Here is a 15,316-nt window from a genome sequence, read left to right as displayed (position 1 = left end):
CGCGACTGAAGGTTCCGGGTCGGCGGCGGGCCGGGCGTGCTACAGCCGCAGCGCGCGCACCACCTGGTCCTGATAGCTCGGTCCGACCTGGAGGTTGGCACCGTCGTTGAGCAGCAGCCGCAGCGCCCCCTTCCCCGGCCGCTCGGTGCCGGTCACCGCGCCCAGCCGGACCATGTGCGACCGGTGGATGCGGATCATCACGCGCGGATCGATCCTGCGCTCGAGGTCGTTCATCTTGGCGCGCAGGATGTGGCTCTTCACCGGCGTGTTGAGCAGGACATAGTCGCGCGCCGCCTCGATCCAGTCGATCGTCTCGACCGGCACGCGCAGCGCGCCGTGGCGGCCGGGGACCCAGATGCCGTTGTCGAACGCCTCGGTTGCCGCCGCGTCGGCGGGCGCGTGATCGGCGTCGCGGCGCAGCGCCTCCACCACCGTCTCCAGTTCGGCGGCGCGGCCATCGGCGTCGCGCAGCGCGCAACGGCGGCGGACCCGTTCGATCGCGACACGGAGCCGGTCGAAGCTGACCGGCTTGAGCAGATAATCGACCGCCTCGACGCTGAACGCGTCGGCGGCGAAGCGATTGAAGGCGGTGACGAACACCACTTCGGGACGGTAGCCGGTCTCGCCCAAGCCCTGCGCGACGCCCATGCCCGACAGGCCGGGCATCTGCACGTCGAGGATCACCAGATCGGGTCGCAGCTCGGCGATGCGCTCATTGGCCTCCAGCCCGTCGCAGGCGGTGCCGACCAGCTCGACCGCCGGGATCGCCGCCAGCGCCACCTGAAGGCGCTCGAGCGCGAGCGGCTCGTCATCGACCAGCAGGACGCGCATCATTCCGCCGCTTGCAGATCGACCGCGCGGCGCAGCGGCAACGACAGCGTGACCGCGAAGCCGCGATCGGTGGCGGTCGCGTTCGACCAGGCGGCCGATCCGTAGAAGGCGGCGAGCCGCTGGCGGACGTTGGCCAGCCCCAGCCCGATGCCGCCGACGGGCAGCGTGCCGAACGCGCGGCCGCCGTCGTCCTCGACCACCAGCCGCAGCGCGCCCTGCGCGTCGTCCGCGCGCACCGTCAGCGTCACCGTGCGGCGCGACGGGGCGACGGCGTATTTGATCGAATTCTCGACCAGCGGCTGGAGCAGGAAGCTGGGGACATAGACGTTGAGCAGCGATGTCGGGCATTCGAACACCACGCGCAGCCGGTCGCCGAAGCGCACCGCCTCGATATCCAGATAGGATTGGGTGGTCGCCAGTTCCTCATCCAGCGTCACCTCGATCTCCGGGTCCGCCTCCAATGACGCGCGCAGGAATTCGGACAGCTTCATCGTCATCCGCTCCGCCTCCGCATTGCGACTGGTGACGATCAGCGACGAGATGGCGTTGAGCGTGTTGAACAGGAAATGCGGATTGAGCTGAAACCGCAGCGCCGCGAGCTGCGCCTGCTGCGCGGCGCTGCGCGCCTCCGCCAGCCGGCGCTCGCTGTCGCGCACCGCCATCGCGCTGAACATCAGCCCCAGCGCGGTGGCGTAGAGGCCATAGATCAGCACGAACGGCATCAGCCCGCGATTGAACAGCTCGCTGAGCGGCATCGGCTTGGCGCCGAGCGCGAGCCGCAACTGGGCGAGCAGATGGGCGTCGATCCAGCCGTGCAGCGTCGCCAGCCCGAGCGTGACCACCGCGACGATCGCGATGCCGGCGGCGCGGCGCATCCGCCGGGTCACCCCGATCACCCCGGCCAGCGCGACCGAACAGGCGATGCCGATGACGAAGGTTTCGACCAGCAACACGCGATAGGGACGCGGAAACGGAGCACCCGACGCCAAATCCTGCGCGCTCCACAACACCAGCGCGAACAGCCACAGCAGCACCGTGAGCACGGCGGCGGCGCCATATTCGCGGCGTTGAAGCCAGCTGGGGACAAGGGGGTACATGGGCGCCATGCTATCACAGAGCGCGCCGCGCGCCGACCGGCTTCGTCGCACCCTGGTCCGTCCCGGTCGCAGCGCGGTCAGCCGATGCTGCGATAGCCCTCGGTGATGTCGGCGATCGCGCGATCGCCCGCCGCCGCCGCGAACATCGTCACCAGAATGCGCGCTTCCTCGATCATCGGGGCGAAGCTGCACCGGGCGAAGATCGATTGCAGATACGCATCGGCGCGCGGCCAGCGATCGCCGTCGATCCGCGCCCCGGCCAGCAGCGGGTTGAGCATGGTCGACGCGACCGCGATGTCGGCGAGGGTGATGCGGTCCTCGACCAGGAAGCGGCTGTCGGGCACGATCCGTTCGAGATAGTCGAGCATCCGCGGCAGCGTGACCCGCTCGGCGAAACGCGCCGCCTGGGCGTCGCCGGGCCGGCCCTTGATGCACGGCAGCAGGAAGCGGTTGACAAAGATCGGCCCGGTTTCGGGGATGACGATGGTGTCGGCGAATTCATCGAACCACGCGGTCAGCCCGCGCCCGCGCGGATCGACCGGGATCAGGTTCGGCATCGGATATTTCGCGTCGAGATAGGCGATGATCGCCGACGAATCGGACAGGACGAAATCATCGTCGCCGTCGATCCCCTGATCGCGAAAACCGGGGATCTTGCCAAAGGGGGACGCCTGCTCGAACTCGACGCCGCCCTGCCCCAGCCCGGCGGCGCGCAATTCGGGGGTCAGCCCCTTTTCACGTGCGAAGGCGAGCACCTTGCGCGTGAAGGGGGACAGGATCGATCCATAGACAATCATTTACAGCTACTCACATTGTCCAGCGGGGTTTCGGCCGGGGTGCAGGGGCGCACCCCGGCCGAAGCTTCAGAACCGGATCGACAGGCCGCCGCTGACGTTGTGTCGCGTGGTACCGCCATATTCGCCGGTGTAGCCGAGGTTGATCCGCATCCCCTGGCCGACATCGGCGCCGAAGCCGGCGGAGATCCGCCCGACCGCGTCGTTGCGATCGACGCCGGTCGCGATCATCGACCCCAGCGACGCGGTGTCCGCGAAGCTGCCGCTGGCCCAGGCGACGTCACCGGCCAGCCGGGTGCGGACACCCGCCTCGACATAGGGCCTGAACCCTGCCGCGTTCGCCTCGACCCGTACCGCGGCATCGCCGAACAGCGTGTTCGCGGCGCGGCCGCCGACCGCCAGCGCGAAGTCGTTGCCGCTTTCGGTCACGCCCGAACGGCGGCCGTTGACGTAGGTCGCGCCGATGCGCGGGGCGACCGCGACGCCATTGCCCAGATCGAAGCGATGGTCGGCCGACGCGTCGATCACCCAGCCGCCCAGATCATAGCGCGAATGGATCGCCTCGCCCGCAGGCAGTTCGCGCCGCGTCTTTGCCCGCGAGGCGTCATAGGCGACCAGCGCGTGCAGGCCGATGCCGGCCTGTTCGGTATCGAGGAACACGCCCGCGCTCATCCCCTCGATCCGGGTCGAGGCGCCCAGCGCGTCGAGATGCTGGTTGGTGCGCAGCGCGCCGACGAAAGCGCCCAACCGGGTGCCGTCCTCCGCCGCATAGCCGATGCCGCCGATCAGTCCGGTGCTGTCGACATTGCCCCCGGCCGCCCCGCGCGCATCGTCACCAGCCAGCTTGCTCCACTGCGCCAGCCCCTGACCGAAGCCGTAGAGACCGGTGCCGCCCGCGCCCGCCAGGCTGAGGTTGCGCATCGTGTCGGTGATCGTCAGCCCGTTGTCGACGCTCGCCTCCGCCGCCGAGGCATAGGCCTCGGGCGAGAGGCGGGCGAACGCCGCTTCGTTCGACACGCCGCTGGTGCCGACCAGCGCGGGCAGCGCGCCGGTGAAGCTCTGCACCTTCTTGCTCGCGCCGAGCACGGCGTTGGCATAGGTGATCGCCCCCTGCGCGTTGAGGCCGAACGCCGCGCTGTTGGCGAATTCGCCGACGATCTGGATCTTGTTGCCGCGCGTCGCGACGAAGCCGAACACGCTTTCCGACTTGTTGATCGTCGAGAAGCCGCCGGTGATCCCGCCATCGGCGACCACCAGATCGAGCGCCCCGCCGGGGGTGGCGCTCAACATGCCGGTGATGTCCATCGACGCGCCCTGCGCGACGGTGAGCTTGCCCGAGATGCGGAGCAGGTCGCTGCCGGTCGGTGCGACGTCGAGCGCCAGCTTCGATCCGGCGGCGAAGGCGACGTTGCCGTTGACCGTCATCGGCCCGACCGCGGCGCCCGGCGCCAGCGTGCCGGCGACGTTGATGTCGGCGTTGACGATCCCGCCCGAGCCGAAGGTCGCGCCGGCCGCGACGTTGATCGCGCTATCCGACGTCAGCGTCGATCCGACCGCCGCGATCAGCTTGCCGCCGGTGACCGAGACATTGTCCCACGTCGTGTCGCCGGTCAGCGACAGCGTGCCGCCGCTCACCGCCAGCCGCTCGAAATCGTCGAAGCCGGTACCGTCGAACACGGTCGGCGCCTGATCGGTGCCGCCAGTGCGGAAATCGAGCGTGTCGAGCCCGGCGCCGCCGCTGCGCGTGCCGGTGACCGCGGTGAGCGAGCCGAGCACCAGCCGGTCATCGCCGCCGCCCAGATCGACATTGCCGTCGAGCGTGCCGAGCACCGCCAGCGTATCGCCGCTGGCGCCGCCGGTGACCGGCGCGGTCAGGGTCTTGCCGGCGACGATGGTGGTGGTGCCGCCGTCGAGCGCGACGTCATCATAGGCCGCGTCGATATCGATCCGCAGCTCGCCCGCGCCCGAGACGGCGAGCCGTTCAAACCCGGAGGCGTCGACCGCGCTGAGCGCACGGACGTTGCCGGCATCCTGGACCAGCGCCAGCGTATCGGTGCCCGCGCCGCCATCGGCATGGCCGACCAGCGTCGCGCCGCTGCCCAGCGTCAGGCGATTGTCGGCACCGTCGAACACCACGCCGCCGGCCGAGGCGAGCCGCGTGCCGGTGCCGAGCGCCAGCGCGCCGCCGCTCACCGTCACCGTCTCGAAATCATAGGTGGCGCCGGTCAGCGCCAGGCTGCCCGCCCCTTCGGCGACCAGATCCTCGAACGACACCAATTGCCCCTCGACGATGGTGCGTGCGTCGATCTCGCCCATCTGCACACGCAGCAGATCGCGGCCCGCGCCGCCGTTGACGTTGCCGTCGAACGCGGCGTTGGCGGCGACGATCAGTTCATTGTCCGATCCGTCGAAATTGATCGTCTGCCCCGCGCCCAGCGTGCCGCCCAGCGTCAGCGTGGACGCGCCGTGAACGTTGGCGGTCTCGAACCCGGCCATGCCGTTGATCGTCGAATCGGCGGTGAGGTTCAGGTTGAGCGTGTCGTTGCCCGCGCCACCATCCAGCGCGCCCGACAGCACGCCGCCGAGCTGGAGCGTCAGCGTGTCGTCGCCCCCGCCCAGCGAGACGCCGCCGGTCAACGCGCCGTTGACGGTGACGCTCTGCGCGCTGTCGTCGCCTATGACGTTGCCGACACTCCCGTTCGATCCTTCGAGCACCAGGTTGGCGCCTTCCAGAAGTTCGAGGTTGTTGTAGCTCTGCCCCGCGTCGAGGCTGACGGTGAGCGTGCCCGGCCCGAACGCGCCGAACGAGTTGAAGTTGGTGACCGCGCCGGGGATCGCCCCGTCGCCGCCGTCCAGACGGAACACGAAGGTGTTGTTGCCCGCGCCGCCGTCGATCGTGCCGGTGACGGTGCCGCCGGCCAGCGCGACATAGCGATCGTCGCCGTCGCCGAGCAGCACGTCACCCTGGATCGTGCCGGCATTGGTGACGGTATCGTTGCCCGCGCCGCCGACGATGTCGGAGCCGACCTTGACCCCGCCCGCCACCGATACGCTGCCGCCCTCCAGCTGGACGCGGTCGAAGCTGGTGTCTCGGTCGATATTGAGCGTCCCCGCGCCACTGGCGGCCAGCACCTCGAACCCGGTGACGCCGCTGACCGAGCTGAGATTGCGCGTCTGGCCCGCGCCGACCGCGAAGGCCAGCGTGTCGATGCCGTCCCCGCCGTCGGCAGCGCTCAGGATCGCGCCGTCGCCGGCCAGCGTCAGGCGATCGTCGCCGGTGCCGAACTTGATCCCCCCGGCGGAGGCGAGCGTCGCCCCCGGCCCGACGGTCAGGCCGCCGTCGACGTGGACGGTCTGGAAGCTGTACGCCTCCCCCGCCAGCTCGAGCGTGCCGGCGCCTTCCGCGCGGAGATTCTCGAAGCCGGTGAGCTGCCCCGCGACGATCGTCCGGCTGCCGGCGGCACCGCTCTGCACGCGCAGGAGGTCGTTGCCCGCGCCGCCGTTGGCCTTGCCGGCAAAGGTGGCGCCGGCGGCGATGACGAATTCATTGTCCGATCCGTCGAAGTCGAGCTGCTGCCCCGCGCCCAGCGTGCCCTGCAACGTCAGCGGCGAGCTGCCGGTCACGCTGACCAGCTCGAAGCCGTAGAGGTCGTTGAGCGTCGACGCGCCGGTCAGGTTGAGCTTGAGCGTGTCGGTGCCCGCGCCGCCGTCGAGCGCGCCCTCCAGTACGCCGTTCAGCGTCATTTCCAGCGTATCGTCGCCGCCTTCCAGCGACACGCCGCCGGTGAACGGCGCGTCGATCTTCACCGTCTGCGCGCTATCGTCGCCCTTGATCAGGTCGACGCTGTGCCCGCCCGATCCGGTCAGCGTCAGGTTGGCGCCCTCCAGCAGTTCGAGCGTGTCATAGTCGCGGTCGAGCGCGAGCTGGAGCGTGCCGGGGCCATAGGCGGCGAAGGATTCGAACCCGTCGAACCCGCCGGGGATCGATCCGGTCGCGCCGGCCAGGCGGAACACCAACGTGTCGTTGCCCGCGCCGCCATCGATCGTGCCGGTGACCAGCCCCGATCCCAGCGCCTCATAGCGATCGTCGCCGTCGCCCAGGTCGAGATCGCCGTCGATCACGCCCGAATTGACCACGACGTCGTTGCCCGCGCCCAGCGACACCCCGCCCGCGACGGTGCCGGCGACATACAGCGTGTCGTCGCTGTCGCCACCAGTGAAGACGATGTCCGACGCGCTGCTGACGGTATCGCCGGCATCGACGTGCACCGCGATATCGCCAAGCTGGATCGAGTCGACGTCGAACGCGCCGTAGACGGAAAGCGTGCCGGTGCCGCTGGTGCCGTCGAGCCGGCGAATCCGCTCGAAACTCTTGTACTGGCTGCCGTTCAGCCGCTTGTTGGCGGCGCCGGTCATGTCGATCCACAGCGTGTCGTTGCCGGCGCCGCCATAGACGGTGCCGGTCAGCGTGTTGCCGACACCATAGACATAGCCGTCGTCGCCGGCGCCCATGCGGACATCGCCCTGAACCGTGCCGTAGTTCTCGAACCGGTCGTCGCCGTCGGCGAGGTCGGTGTTGCCGATGATCGTGCCGGTGTTGCGGATGCGATCGGTGGTGCCGGTGGTCTGGATCGCCCCGGCCAGCGTGCGCGCGACGGCGCTGTTGCCGAGGTCGGTGGCGCCGAGGTGAAGCTGCCGATCGACGATCTGCGCGCCGATGGCGAAATCGGTGTCGGCGCCGCCACGGATCGTGCCGGTGTTCTCCAGCACATAGTTGCTCGTCGCTGCCTGACCCTTGACCCCCGAGGCGAGGACCGCCGCCGATCCGCCGCCGGTCGCCTCGATCGTGCCGGTGTTGGTGACGGTGACCGACCGGCCGAGCCCGCCGATCTCGGTCGCCACGCCGACCGCGATCGCGCGACCGCCGCCGGTCGACAGCGCGCCGCCGTTGGCGCGGATCGTCGCCTCGTTGCGGAACTGCGGCGCGGCGAGCGGGGCGCCGTCCATCACCCCGGTGGCGTTGACCAGCGCGCCGACGCTGCCCGCGCCCGATCCGCTGACCGCGCCGCGGTTCACCATCCGCAGCCCCGCGTCCATGTTGGCGACGGCATCGGCGACCAGCCCGGTATCGGCGGCGATATCGGCTTCGTTGATGACCGTCCCCGCGCCGACCGCGCGCACGCCGGCGTCGAGCGGCGCGGCGGCCTTCACCGTCACCACCGTGTCGGCGCCGCGCGCCTCGATCCCGTGCAGCTCGAACCCGCTCAGCCCGGTGCCGTTCAGGATGGTGTTGGCCAGTTGCGCGGTCGCGGTGGCGGCGTAGGAGCGGCCATAGGCGTCGAGCATCCCCGCGCCGCCGTCGATCGCGCCGGTCACCCCGTTGGTCGCCTCGGTGAACAGGAACATGTCGTTGCCGCCGGCCAGCTGGACGTCGCCGGTGATGCTGCCCGAATTGACGATGACGTCGACGCCATCGCCGCCTTCATAGGCCAGTGTCGCGCCCTTGATCTCCCCCGCGCGCGATGCGGTGCCGACCGAGAATTTGTAGATGGCGTTGCGCACCACCGACGTGCCGCTGCCGCCCTTCAGCGCGGCGCCGTAGTTGCTCTGGATGATCCCGTGGTTCTCGACGTAATTCTCGCCGCCGGCCATCAGCACGCCCGATCCGCTGGCCTTGATCGTGCCGGTGCCGCCGCTGGCCGCGCCGGTGTGGCTGCTGCCCTCCTCGATCGTGTTGTAGAGGTGGCCGCCGACCAGCTCGACGCCGGTGATCCGCGAATTCTGGCCGCCCAGCGAGGCATCGAAGCTGCCGCTGGTATTGTAGACCTTGCCCGAGCTTCGCAGGAACGAGGCCGTCGATTTCGAGCCGAACGCCTGAAGCTGGACGCCGCGATCGATATGGATCTCGGCGTCGCCGCCCTCGATCGCGGTGCCGGTGCCGACGGTGACCTTGGTGCCGCCGGCGCCGCCGGTCAGATCGAACCGCCGCGCGTTGCTGACGTCGATCACCGCACGATCGGTGTTGCTGCCGCTGATATAGCTGTCGTGGATCGACAGGGTCAGCGTGCGCTCATCACTGTCGAGGTTCTTCTCGACGTGGATCGCCTGCTGCGTCGCGGTCGGCTGCGCCTGCGAATCGACGCCGAACACGAACTCGATCTTGCCGTCGCCGGCCAGTCGCAGCGGGCCGTCCTTGGCCGCCAGCGTCAGCTCCTTGCTGGATGGGCTGAGGTTGTGGAGCGTCAGGACCGTGTTCGCGCCGCGCGCTTCATAGACGGTGCCGCCGGTGAAGGTGACGCCGCCGGCGCTCACTGGCCCGGTCGCGATGTCGACATCCTGCGTCACGCCCGCGCGCAGCCAGATCCGGTCGTTGCCGCCGGCATTGCTGACCTGGCCCGACACCACCGGCGGGCGGCCATTGTGCGTGCCCAGCGTGACGGTGGCGGCGGCGCGATCGAGCCGGCCGATGTCGACCACCAGATTGTCGTCGCCGGCGCCAAGCTGGACATTGGGCACCGTCTGTCCCTCGGTCAGCACCACCGTCTGTGGCTGCGCCTGCGCGCTCGCCTCCCCCGACCACGCGGAAACCAGCGAGACGGTGGCGGCGCCGATCAGCAGATGGGCGCGGCGGCGCGACGGCCGGGCGGCGGCGATGGACGGGCGGATGGGGTAAGCGGCGATCACTGGCAACCTCGTGCATGACAATGGGGAGAGAACGGCGGGCCGCATCGCAGCCCGCGCCCTCCCCCGCCACGCGAGAGCGACGAAGATGGTCGTGATCGATCAACGCCGCCCGAGGGACGACGAAACCCGATCGATTATCGCGCCGATCGGTCGCAGCGCGGGCGGGGCTGGTCGATTACCCCGTCGCGCGCGGGATTTAGCGGAACACCACCGTGCGGATGCCGTTCAGGAACACCCGCCGTTCCGCCACCCACGCCACCGCGCGCGCCAGCACCTGCGCCTCGATATCGCGGCCGATCTGGGCAAGCTCGGTCGCGGTGGCGCGGTGATCGACGCGCTCGACCGCCTGCTCGATGATCGGTCCTTCATCGAGGTCGCTGGTGACGTAATGCGCGGTCGCGCCGATCAGCTTGACCCCGCGCGCGTGCGCGGCGTGATAGGGGCGGCTGCCCTTGAAGCTGGGCAGGAAGCTGTGGTGGATGTTGATGCAGCGCCCGGCCAGCGCATCGACCAGCGCGGGCGACAGCACCTGCATGTAGCGCGCGAGCACCAGCAGATCGGCGCGCTCGCGGTCGAACAGGTCGAGCAGCGCCGCCTCCTGCGCGGCGCGGCTGGCACCATCGACCGGCAGGTGATGGAAGGGCACGCCATACCAGCTCGCCAGTTCCTGAAGGTCGGTATGGTTGGAGACGATACCGACGATCTCGACCGGCAGATGGCCGATCCGCCAGCGATGGAGCAGGTCGTTCAGGCAGTGCGACCCCTTCGACACTGCGATCAGCACGCGCGGCCGATCGTCGCCGCGGGTCAGCCGCCAGTCCATGTCGAACGGCCCGGCCGCCGCCGCGATCGCCGCGCGCAGCGCGTCCTCGTCGGGAAACGCCGCGCCACCGGCCATGAACGCGACGCGCATGAAGAACTGCCCGGTCTCCAGATCGGCATATTGCTGGCTGTCGAGGATGAAGCCGTCGCATTCGGCGACGGTGCGGGTGATCGCGGCGACGATGCCGACGCGATCGGTGCAGGTCAGCGTCAGCACGAAGGAAGCGGCCGCGCCGGCCTGTCCGTCTTGCAAGGTCATGTCGGTCGTCCGGGTCCGCGCCAGTCGTGGAGAGTCCGAGCGAATGGCAGCGCGCACCGATTTGCGCAATCGCGATCGCCGACGATGTGGGTGGCGACCCCGTGCCGAGGCCGGTCAGCGCGCGCCGCAGGCCGCGAACGGGAATATGGTGGGCGGTGACGGGCTCGAACCGCCGACCCGCTCGGTGTAAACGAGCTGCTCTACCAACTGAGCTAACCGCCCTTTCCGGTGACGCCGCGATACGCGAGGCTCACGCGCTCGCCAACCCCGCACGTTGGGTCGCGGCAAAATAGCCGCGCAGGCCGTCGCGCGCCTTGTCCGACAGCGAGACATAAGCGCGCCGCCGGTCGAACGGATCGTCGTGGCGCTCGAACAGCCCGGTGTCGATCATCGTGCCGATCCAGCGCAGCGCGGTCGTGCCCGGCACGGCGGCGGCGATGCACAGGCTGGAAACCGACACCCGCGTATGTTCCAGTTCGGCGGCATAGAGATCGAGCAACATGTCCCACGCTGGATCGGCGAACAGGTCGGCGGCGAAGAAATTGGCACGCATCCGCCGTGCCCGGATCGTGCCGCGAAGGTCGCCGGCGGTGATGCCGCCGTCGTTGCCGATGAATGGTCCGACGTGGAATCCACGCGGCGCCTCGTGCAGGCTCCGCCCGCTTTCCGGGTCGGCGCGATCGGCCTCGCCGCGCGTCAGCCGGGCCAGCGCCTCCGCGATTCGCGCCACCTCCGCATTCAGCAGGCGTAGCTGCTCCGCCTCGTCGCGGGCGACGTCGTTGAGCCGGCCGCCCGCTCCCTGCTCCATCGTCGCCAGCGCGGCGACGCGGTCGCCGACCCCCGGCGCGCACAACAGGCGGATGCGCGGCCCCATCAACCGCGCCGCGACCTGATCGATCTGCTCCTCGACAAAGGCGACCACCACCTGGACGTCACTGTCGCGCGCCAGCGCCGCGACCTCGCCCAGCACGCCGTCCGCGCTGTCGGCGGCCACGCCCGCCATCTCGATCATCACCACGTCGAGCGCGGGCTGGCTGGCCAGCCGCGCCACCGCGCCGGCAAAGCCGATCCGGCCGAGCAGGCGCCGCCCGGCAAGCGCGATCGCGCGCTCGGCGGCGTCGCCGGCGCGCGGATCGTCGGCGATCACCATCACCGTCTGCGCATCGCCATAGTCCAGATCCAGGGCATCGGCATGGGTCATCGCGGCCTCCATGTTCAGCTTCTGTTCCGATGTGGGGCAAGCAACGCCGGCGTGCGAGCGCCGTTACCGCCGAAACGGAGCGATTGCGCGCACATCCGCAACGCTGCGTCCGGAATAGCGCCGGAACGGATCAACCGGCCCGGCGCGCTATCGTCGCCGTGGCGATATCCGCGTCAATCCAGCGACTTGACGATGTCCTCGACCATCTTCTTGGCGTCGGCGAGCAGCATCATCGTGTTGTCCATGTAGAACACGTCGTTGTCGACGCCGGCATAGCCGACCCCGCCCATGCTGCGCTTGACGAACAGCACGGTCTTCGCCTTCTCCACGTCGAGCACCGGCATCCCGTAGATCGGCGAGCTCTTGTCGGTCTTGGCCGCCGGATTGGTGACGTCGTTGGCGCCGATGACGAAGGCGACGTCGGTCTGGGCGAATTCGCTGTTGATGTCCTCCAGCTCGAACACCTCGTCATAGGGGACGTTGGCCTCGGCCAGCAGCACGTTCATGTGCCCCGGCATCCGCCCGGCGACCGGGTGGATCGCGTATTTGACGCGGACACCGTGCTCCTTGAGCTTGTCGGCCATCTCGCGCAGCACGTGCTGCGCCTGCGCCACCGCCATGCCGTAGCCGGGGACGATGATGACCTGTTCGGCCTGGCTCATCAGGAAGGCGGCGTCCTCCGCAGAACCGCGCTTCCACGGCCGGTCGACCGCCGCCGCGCCGCCCGAGGCGCCGACATCGCCGCCGCCGAACCCGCCGGCGATGACGCTGATGAAGCTGCGGTTCATCGCGCGGCACATGATGTAGGAGAGGATCGCGCCGGACGACCCGACCAGCGCGCCGGTGATGATCATCGCGGTGTTGTGCAGCGTGAAGCCCATCGCCGCCGCCGCCCAGCCGGAATAGCTGTTGAGCATCGACACCACCACCGGCATGTCCGCGCCGCCGATCGGGATGATGAGCAGGAAACCGATCGCGAAGCTGAGCGCGGTCACCGTCCAGAACACCCACGGGCTCTGATCGGTGACGAAATAGGCGATCAGGCCGAGGATGCCGGCGAGCACCGCCAGATTGATGACATGGCGCCCCGGCAGCATGATCGGCTTTCCGCCCATGTTGCCGTTCAGCTTGAGGAAGGCGATCACCGAACCGGAGAAGGTGATCGCGCCGATCGCGATGCCCAGCCCCATCTCGATCCGGCTGACCGGCAGGATCTCGCCCGCCGCATCGACGATGCCGAACGCGCCGGGATTGAGATAGGCGGCGGCGGCGACCAGCACCGCGGCGAGGCCGACCAGCGAGTGGAAGGCGGCGACGAGCTGCGGCATCGCGGTCATCGCGATGCGCCGGGCGGTGACGATGCCGATTATGGCGCCGACACCGATCGCTGCGAGGATTTCGACCAATGCGATCCCGTCCAGCTTGAGCGCCCATGCTTCGGCGGCCTGCGGATCGGGGATCATCGGCACATGCGTGACCAGCGTCGTCACCACCGCCACGCCCATGCCGATCATGCCGTAGCGATTGCCGCGCTGGCTCGACGTCGGACTGGAGAGACCGCGCAGCGCGAGGATGAAGCACACCCCGGCGACCAGATAGGCCAGCGCCGCCCAGGGATTGACCGCGATGTGTTCCATTCAAATCCCCCTTGCCGTCACCCCGGACTGTTTCCGGGGCCCACCGCGCCCGTCAGCGCAAGTGGACGCGTGGATCCCGGCCCGTGCCGGGATGACGAATTTACTTGTGACCCGCCGCCGGCCGGTCCTTCTTCTTGTACATCGCCAGCATCCGCGCGGTGACCGCGAAGCCGCCGAAGATATTGACGCTGGCGAGCACCACCGCGAGCAGCCCGAGCCACTTCGACGTCGCCCCGCCGCTGCCCAGCCCCGCCGCCGCGCTGGCGATCAGCGCGCCGACGATGATGACCGAGGAGATCGCGTTGGTGACCGCCATCAACGGCGTGTGCAGCGCCGGCGTCACCGACCAAACGACGTAATAGCCGACGAAACAGGCCATGACGAAGATCGACAGGATCGAAATAAAGTCCATCGGCTTACTCCTGATCCTCCCCGTCACGGGGAGGGGGACCGTCCGCAGGACGGTGGAGGGGGCGTGCCGCAAGCGAGGCGATCGCGGCAGCGGCCTTGTCCGCGTCATCGAGAATATCCGCGGCATTAATGCGAGCGACGAAATAGCCGTTGTCCCGCAGGAAACGGTCCTTGTGGGCATCGGCAGCAATTTGTGCGGGAAGGGCATGGACCTCGCCATCGACCTCGACGACCAGCCGCGCGGAACTGCTGTAGAAGTCGACGACGTAGGGCCCGATCGGGTGTTGCCTGCGAAACTTCGCTCCGGTCGCATTGCCCCGCAGCCGCTGCCATAACAGCACCTCGGGATAGCTCATTTCCCGGCGCAGCCTTCGGGCGGTGACGACCTCGGACCGAAGTCCGCGGGGAGCCCCCCCTCCACCGGCTGCGCCGGTCCCCCTCCCCGTGCCGGGGAGGATCATGCGAGCAGCCTCGCGTTCACCACCTTGCCGCCCTGCGTCAGACGGATCGCGTCGCCGATCTCTTCGTCGAGCACCGGCTTGCCGGCGTCCTTGTCCCAGAAGGCGGACAGGAAATTGTAGAGGTTGCGCGCGAACAGCGCCGAACTGTCGGTCGCCAGCCGCGAGGGCACGTTGCGGTGGCCGACGATCTTGACCCCGTGGCGGACGACGACCTCACCCGCGACCGCGCCTTCGACATTGCCCCCCGCCTCGACCGCGAGGTCGACGATCACGCTGCCCGGCCGCATCGTCGCGATCTGCGCGTCGGAGATCAGGCGCGGCGCCGGGCGGCCCGGAATCAGCGCGGTGGTGATGACGATGTCCTGTTTGGCTATATGGCCGGAGACCAGTTCCGCCTGCGCCTTCTGATATTCCTCGGACATCTCGGTGGCGTAGCCACCCGAGCCCTCGCCCTCGATCCCCTTGACGTTCTCGACGAAGATCGGCTTGGCGCCCAGCGACAGAATCTGCTCCCTGGTCGCCGAGCGGACGTCGGTGGCGGAGACCTGCGCGCCCAGTCGCCGGCCGGTGGCGATCGCCTGAAGCCCGGCGACGCCGACGCCCATCACGAACAGCTTGGCCGCGCTCACCGTGCCGGCGGCGGTCATCATCATCGGAAAGGCGCGGTCATATTCGGCCGCCGCGTCGAGCACCGCCTTGTACCCCGACAGGTTCGACTGCGACGACAATATGTCCATGGACTGCGCGCGGGTGATGCGCGGCATGAATTCCATCGCCAGCGCCTCGATGCCGAGCGCGGCATAGGCGTCGACCCGCGCACGCTCCCCAAAGGGATTGAGGCCGGCCGCCAGCCACGCGCCGGCCTTGACGCCGGTCAGGCTGGCGGGATCAGGCCCCTGCACGCCCAGCACGATATCGGCGCCGTTCAGCGCCTCCGCGCGCGACGCGATGCCTGCCCCCGCCGCCGCGTAATCGGCATCGGCATAGGATGCCGCGACGCCGGCGCCGCTTTCGACCGCCACCTCCGCGCCCAGCGCGATGAATTTCTTGACGGTTTCCGGCACCGCCGCGACGCGGCGTTCCCCGGGGGCGCCCTCCTTGAGGACGGCGATCCGCACG

The 15,316-nt window shown here is 69.4% G+C and carries 10 protein-coding genes and 1 tRNA gene; all 11 read right to left on the bottom strand.

Annotated elements, in window-relative coordinates; genetic code table 11:
• Positions 1-39 precede the first annotated feature (39 nt).
• Complete coding sequence (locus tag VNR91_RS10580; RefSeq protein ID WP_325490726.1) at positions 40-834, bottom strand: response regulator transcription factor; 795 nt, start codon at positions 832-834, stop codon at positions 40-42.
• Positions 831-1,928 (bottom strand): sensor histidine kinase, encoded by a 1,098-nt coding sequence (locus VNR91_RS10575; RefSeq protein WP_325490725.1) that lies wholly within the window; start codon positions 1,926-1,928, stop codon positions 831-833. The genes VNR91_RS10580 and VNR91_RS10575 overlap by 4 nt, the downstream gene beginning before the upstream one ends.
• Positions 1,929-2,005: 77 nt before the next feature.
• On the bottom strand, positions 2,006-2,725 hold the full coding sequence (locus VNR91_RS10570; protein ID WP_325490724.1) for a glutathione S-transferase family protein: 720 nt from the start codon (positions 2,723-2,725) through the stop codon (positions 2,006-2,008).
• Positions 2,726-2,791: 66 nt separating this feature from the next.
• The gene (locus VNR91_RS10565; protein ID WP_325490723.1) at positions 2,792-9,406 is read right to left on the bottom strand and encodes a hypothetical protein; all 6,615 of its coding nucleotides are present in this window, start codon (positions 9,404-9,406) and stop codon (positions 2,792-2,794) included.
• 196 nt (positions 9,407-9,602) lie between these two features.
• Complete coding sequence (purU, locus tag VNR91_RS10560; RefSeq protein WP_325490722.1) at positions 9,603-10,487, bottom strand: formyltetrahydrofolate deformylase; 885 nt, start codon at positions 10,485-10,487, stop codon at positions 9,603-9,605.
• 146 nt (positions 10,488-10,633) lie between these two features.
• A tRNA-Val gene (locus tag VNR91_RS10555) sits at positions 10,634-10,709 on the bottom strand.
• Between the two features lie 28 nt (positions 10,710-10,737).
• Entirely contained in the window at positions 10,738-11,688 is a 951-nt protein-coding gene (locus tag VNR91_RS10550; RefSeq protein ID WP_325490721.1) for a hypothetical protein, read from the bottom strand.
• A gap of 173 nt (positions 11,689-11,861) precedes the next feature.
• On the bottom strand, positions 11,862-13,325 hold the full coding sequence (locus tag VNR91_RS10545; RefSeq protein WP_325490720.1) for an NAD(P)(+) transhydrogenase (Re/Si-specific) subunit beta: 1,464 nt from the start codon (positions 13,323-13,325) through the stop codon (positions 11,862-11,864).
• Between the two features lie 100 nt (positions 13,326-13,425).
• Entirely contained in the window at positions 13,426-13,737 is a 312-nt protein-coding gene (locus VNR91_RS10540; protein ID WP_325490719.1) for a proton-translocating transhydrogenase family protein, read from the bottom strand.
• Between the two features lie 4 nt (positions 13,738-13,741).
• Positions 13,742-14,197: an endonuclease domain-containing protein gene (locus VNR91_RS10535; protein WP_325490718.1), complete on the bottom strand. Its 456-nt coding sequence runs from the start codon at positions 14,195-14,197 to the stop codon at positions 13,742-13,744.
• Positions 14,194-15,315 carry an NAD(P) transhydrogenase subunit alpha gene (locus tag VNR91_RS10530; RefSeq protein ID WP_325490717.1) on the bottom strand — a complete coding sequence of 374 codons (1,122 nt, stop codon included), beginning with the start codon at positions 15,313-15,315 and terminating at the stop codon, positions 14,194-14,196. The genes VNR91_RS10535 and VNR91_RS10530 overlap by 4 nt, the downstream gene beginning before the upstream one ends.
• Between the last annotated feature and the right edge of the window lies 1 nt (position 15,316).

The sequence above is a fragment of the Sphingomonas sp. genome (genome assembly GCF_035555815.1).
GTDB lineage: Bacteria > Pseudomonadota > Alphaproteobacteria > Sphingomonadales > Sphingomonadaceae > Sphingomonas.
Note: the sequence above shows the minus strand (reverse complement) of the source record. Positions and strands in the feature narration are given on the sequence as shown.

Coding starts and splice junctions, on each gene's coding strand:
- VNR91_RS10550 (WP_325490721.1), bottom strand. CDS start 11,688: ATGACCCATGCCGATGCCCTGGATCTGGACTATGGCGATGCGCAGACG.
- VNR91_RS10540 (WP_325490719.1), bottom strand. CDS start 13,737: ATGGACTTTATTTCGATCCTGTCGATCTTCGTCATGGCCTGTTTCGTC.
- VNR91_RS10535 (WP_325490718.1), bottom strand. CDS start 14,197: ATGATCCTCCCCGGCACGGGGAGGGGGACCGGCGCAGCCGGTGGAGGG.
- VNR91_RS10580 (WP_325490726.1), bottom strand. CDS start 834: ATGATGCGCGTCCTGCTGGTCGATGACGAGCCGCTCGCGCTCGAGCGC.
- VNR91_RS10570 (WP_325490724.1), bottom strand. CDS start 2,725: ATGATTGTCTATGGATCGATCCTGTCCCCCTTCACGCGCAAGGTGCTC.
- VNR91_RS10545 (WP_325490720.1), bottom strand. CDS start 13,325: ATGGAACACATCGCGGTCAATCCCTGGGCGGCGCTGGCCTATCTGGTC.
- VNR91_RS10575 (WP_325490725.1), bottom strand. CDS start 1,928: ATGTACCCCCTTGTCCCCAGCTGGCTTCAACGCCGCGAATATGGCGCC.
- purU (WP_325490722.1), bottom strand. CDS start 10,487: ATGACCTTGCAAGACGGACAGGCCGGCGCGGCCGCTTCCTTCGTGCTG.